Source organism: Variovorax robiniae (assembly GCF_037889955.1).
GTDB classification, from domain to species: domain Bacteria; phylum Pseudomonadota; class Gammaproteobacteria; order Burkholderiales; family Burkholderiaceae_C; genus Variovorax; species Variovorax robiniae.
In genome coordinates, this window is sequence record NZ_JBBKZS010000068.1 from 1 (window position 1) to 3,377 (window position 3,377).

Genomic DNA, 3,377 nt, shown 5'->3' on the forward strand with positions numbered 1-3,377 from the left:
TCGGCGTCTGCGTGGCATGCGCCACGCCGCCGGTGGACAAGTCTGCGCTGCAGACTATCGATCGACTTGAAAATCAAGTCCCAACCCGTCCGCGCAACAGGGTCAAGTCCACGTCTTGGTGATACGTGTTGACTGCATGTTCGTTGAAGGCTTTGCCCCAGCACATGACTGGACGCAAGCACGCGCGTACCGCGAAGCGCTGATCAAGTTCCTCAATCGAGATCTTCCCACCGTGATCCAGTCGCAGAAAGAGCGGAGCGCGAAGAACAAGCCCAAGCCGATTGCCGGATACATCATCGGTACGGAATACGGCCTCGAGAGCGGCTGGCACTTTCACGTCACCCTGTTCTTGAATGGCGACGACCATCAAAACGATGTTGCGATTGCATCAACGATTTGTTGGAGATGGAAAAACGAGATCACTGGCGGCAAGGGCCGCTACCGCAACTGCAATCTCGATGCAAAGGAAGGTAGGTACGGAGACAATGTGGGCGTCGGCATGGTTCACAGACACGACCTTGCCAAGCGCGGCATATTGAACAACGTGGTCACGCGCTATGGCAGTAAGGGCTGCTACTTCGCCGAGGCCCAGACGGGCTCTAGGGACCGTCTGTTGAACAAGGGAAGCTGGCCGAAGTCAAAAGATCCGAGAAAAGGCGGCCGTCCTGAGAAGCAGCGTGAGACCCAGCGAGGACCATTGACGCAGGTGTTTTCCGAGAAGAAGAAGCGATTCTTCCCGATGTGGACGCCGAGTGAGGCGTCTCAGCCGCCCGTCGGTTACTGACTGCGTATTTCAGCCCATCGTGGACGACATTTCAGATGAATGTAGACGCAGTTTCAGGCTGATCGTGGACGATCCAGGGCACTTGCGAGTGATCTTGACCGTTGGCATACCGGCCGATTGTTCGACCTGCCATGCCCATACCGACGCGGCTCGCCTATACGGCTCGACCCGTGAAGAACAACACAGAGGCGGGTTTCGCCATCTGTTCATTGGTGGAGCTTGGGCCTAAGATGCAACAATGAGTACGCGCTTGGCTATGCGGTTGGCATCGGGACAACGGGTAATCGTTCTCGCGATGTTGCTCGCTTTTGCATTCAGCCAGCTCTCGATGGTCGTCCATCTCTCCAGTTTCCTTGGAGCACGTTCCGGAGCGCAGCATGCGCTGATGCATTGGCAGGGGACGCCTCATCATCATCACCATGATGGCTCCATTGGAAACGATCATTCAGCTGAATCCAATCAACATGTCAGTCTCGATGGATGCCTGAGCGCCATCGCGATGCAATGCGACTTGCTGGTTGATTTTGGGCCGCACCCTCTTGTGCCGCCCGCGAGCCACGATGAGCTTGCGAAGCCGTGGCCGTATCTCGACGGGCCGATGCGTCCGCCATCCCTGCCAACCTGAAGATCGCATTCCCGCCACGCACGGTGGGACTCACACGTCCGCCCGATGGCCGGGGGCAGCGATGCGGACGGCTGGCTTCCTTGCTGGCCTGCGCTCTTTCCGTTTTACGGAAGGCGACTCGATAGCGCCGCGGCTCCAGCAAATCAATCGGCGCTCCATATCGGCACTGACGAAAGTTCCCTCTCACTGCGCGGAACCCAGCTCGGTGGCAGATCGAAACCACACACGATCGAAGCGATGGGCTGTCATGCCGCATTGCCTTTGTCCATTTTCAATTCGGAGTGTTGCAATGAGGTTTCAGAATAATGATCCAAGCTTCTGGCGGTCATCCGGCGCGGCCACCTTTCTTGTGGCGGCGCTTGTCGGCGCGTTCTTCCTGTACACGGAACACGGTGCCCACCTGTTCGGGATTCTTCCGTTCTTGCTCATCGTTGCCAGTCCGTTGATGCACGAGGTCATGCACAATGGGCGCTACCGTCGACGAGGCCGTCAGGGTCGCTATCCATCGGATGACGATCTGTGAACGATGTCGACAGCGGCCAGGCGCAGTGGAGCCTGGCCTTCTTGAACACGGGCGTGTTCGTCGGATTCGCATACAGTTTCTTTAAGCCCTCCACGGCCAGGGACTGGAAGGTCTTCGGCGCCTACTCCACATTCGTCGCGGCTTTGTTTGCCGAGGTCTACGGCTTTCCTCTCACGTTTTTTCTTTTCCACGCATGGCTGTCGGCCGCGTTTCCGGACGTCAACATGTTCGGCCACGAGGCGAGGCACCTTTGGTGGCTTCTATGGGGAGGTCGCTCCGACCCGCACATGGGATCCTTGCGCTTCCTCAGCTTCGCGATTGTGTTCGCAGGCTTCCTGCTTCTGGCCATGGCATGGCACGCGTTGGAGCGCGCTCAGCGACGCGAAGAGATCGCGTCGACCGGCCCGTATCGCCGGATCAGACATCCTCAATATGGCGCCCTCATCATCATCATGCTTGGCTTGCTGTTTTACTGGCCAACGCTGCCTTCAACGTTGCTGCTCCCTCTATTGGTTGTGATGTACGTCCGGCTCGCAAGATCCGAAGAGCAGGAATTGATTCGTGAGCGAGGGGAGGCTTGGCGCAGCTATGCGGCCGCGACCCCCCGGTTTTTGCCTGCCCTTCATGGCGATTGCCGTTGAAATGCCTAGGACACGTAGGTCAACCTTGATTCATCCGGCGTCAGCATCGCGCATCGCATGCAAAGACAGCGATGACGCCGACCAACGCCTGCCTCTTCGAGTTGATGACTGATCTCCCGATCCTGCGTCAGATTCCGAGCGGTGTCTGGGTCCTCGGCTTCGTTAGCATGCTGATGGACATTTCCTCGGAAATGATCCACAGCCTGCTGCCGCTTTTCATGGTCTCCACCCTCGGGGCCAGCGCCTTCGCGGTCGGGCTGATCGAAGGGTTGGCCGAGGCCACGGCGCTGGTCGTCAAGGTCTTCTCGGGAACGCTGAGCGACTATCTCGGCAAGCGCAAGGGCCTGACCCTGTTTGGCTATGCCCTGGGTGCGCTGACCAAACCGCTTTTCGCGCACGCCCCCACTCTGGGCATCGTGCTGACGGCGCGGTTGCTGGACCGGGTCGGCAAAGGGATTCGCGGGGCCCCGCGCGATGCCTTGGTCGCCGACATTGCCCCCTTGCATCTGCGCGGCGCAGCCTTCGGCCTGCGCCAGTCGATCGACACCCTCGGGGCCTTTCTCGGGCCGCTGCTGGCCGTCGGCTTGATGCTGATCTGGTCCAATGATTTCAGGGCCGTGTTCTGGGTCGCGGTGATCCCGGGATTGATGGCCGTCGCGCTGCTCGCGTTCGGACTGCAGGAGCCGGCGCATCGTATGCGTCCGGCGAACCCATCTTGAATTCGCCGTAGGAGCAAAGGATGCTCGTATCCACTAACTCATGGTGGATACGTGCACACTATCTCTCCCCAAGCTTCCGGTGATC

Annotated in this window: 4 protein-coding genes and 1 pseudogene; all 5 read left to right on the forward strand. The window is 59.1% G+C overall.

Features of this window, described 5'->3' with window-relative positions:
* Positions 1–136: 136 nt before the first annotated feature.
* Positions 137–784 carry a hypothetical protein gene (locus WKW79_RS36715; RefSeq protein WP_340340146.1) on the forward strand — a complete coding sequence of 216 codons (648 nt, stop codon included), beginning with the start codon at positions 137–139 and terminating at the stop codon, positions 782–784.
* A gap of 238 nt (positions 785–1,022) precedes the next feature.
* Positions 1,023–1,409 (forward strand): hypothetical protein, encoded by a 387-nt coding sequence (locus tag WKW79_RS36720; protein WP_340340147.1) that lies wholly within the window; start codon positions 1,023–1,025, stop codon positions 1,407–1,409.
* Positions 1,410–1,698: 289 nt separating this feature from the next.
* The gene (locus WKW79_RS36725) at positions 1,699–1,932 is read left to right on the forward strand and encodes a DUF2933 domain-containing protein (RefSeq protein ID WP_340340148.1); all 234 of its coding nucleotides are present in this window, start codon (positions 1,699–1,701) and stop codon (positions 1,930–1,932) included.
* On the forward strand, positions 1,929–2,573 hold the full coding sequence (locus WKW79_RS36730) for a methyltransferase family protein (protein WP_340340149.1): 645 nt from the start codon (positions 1,929–1,931) through the stop codon (positions 2,571–2,573). The genes WKW79_RS36725 and WKW79_RS36730 overlap by 4 nt, the downstream gene beginning before the upstream one ends.
* Positions 2,574–2,677: 104 nt before the next feature.
* Positions 2,678–3,277, forward strand: a pseudogene (locus WKW79_RS36735) (MFS transporter); the annotation flags it as partial.
* Positions 3,278–3,377: the final 100 nt, after the last annotated feature.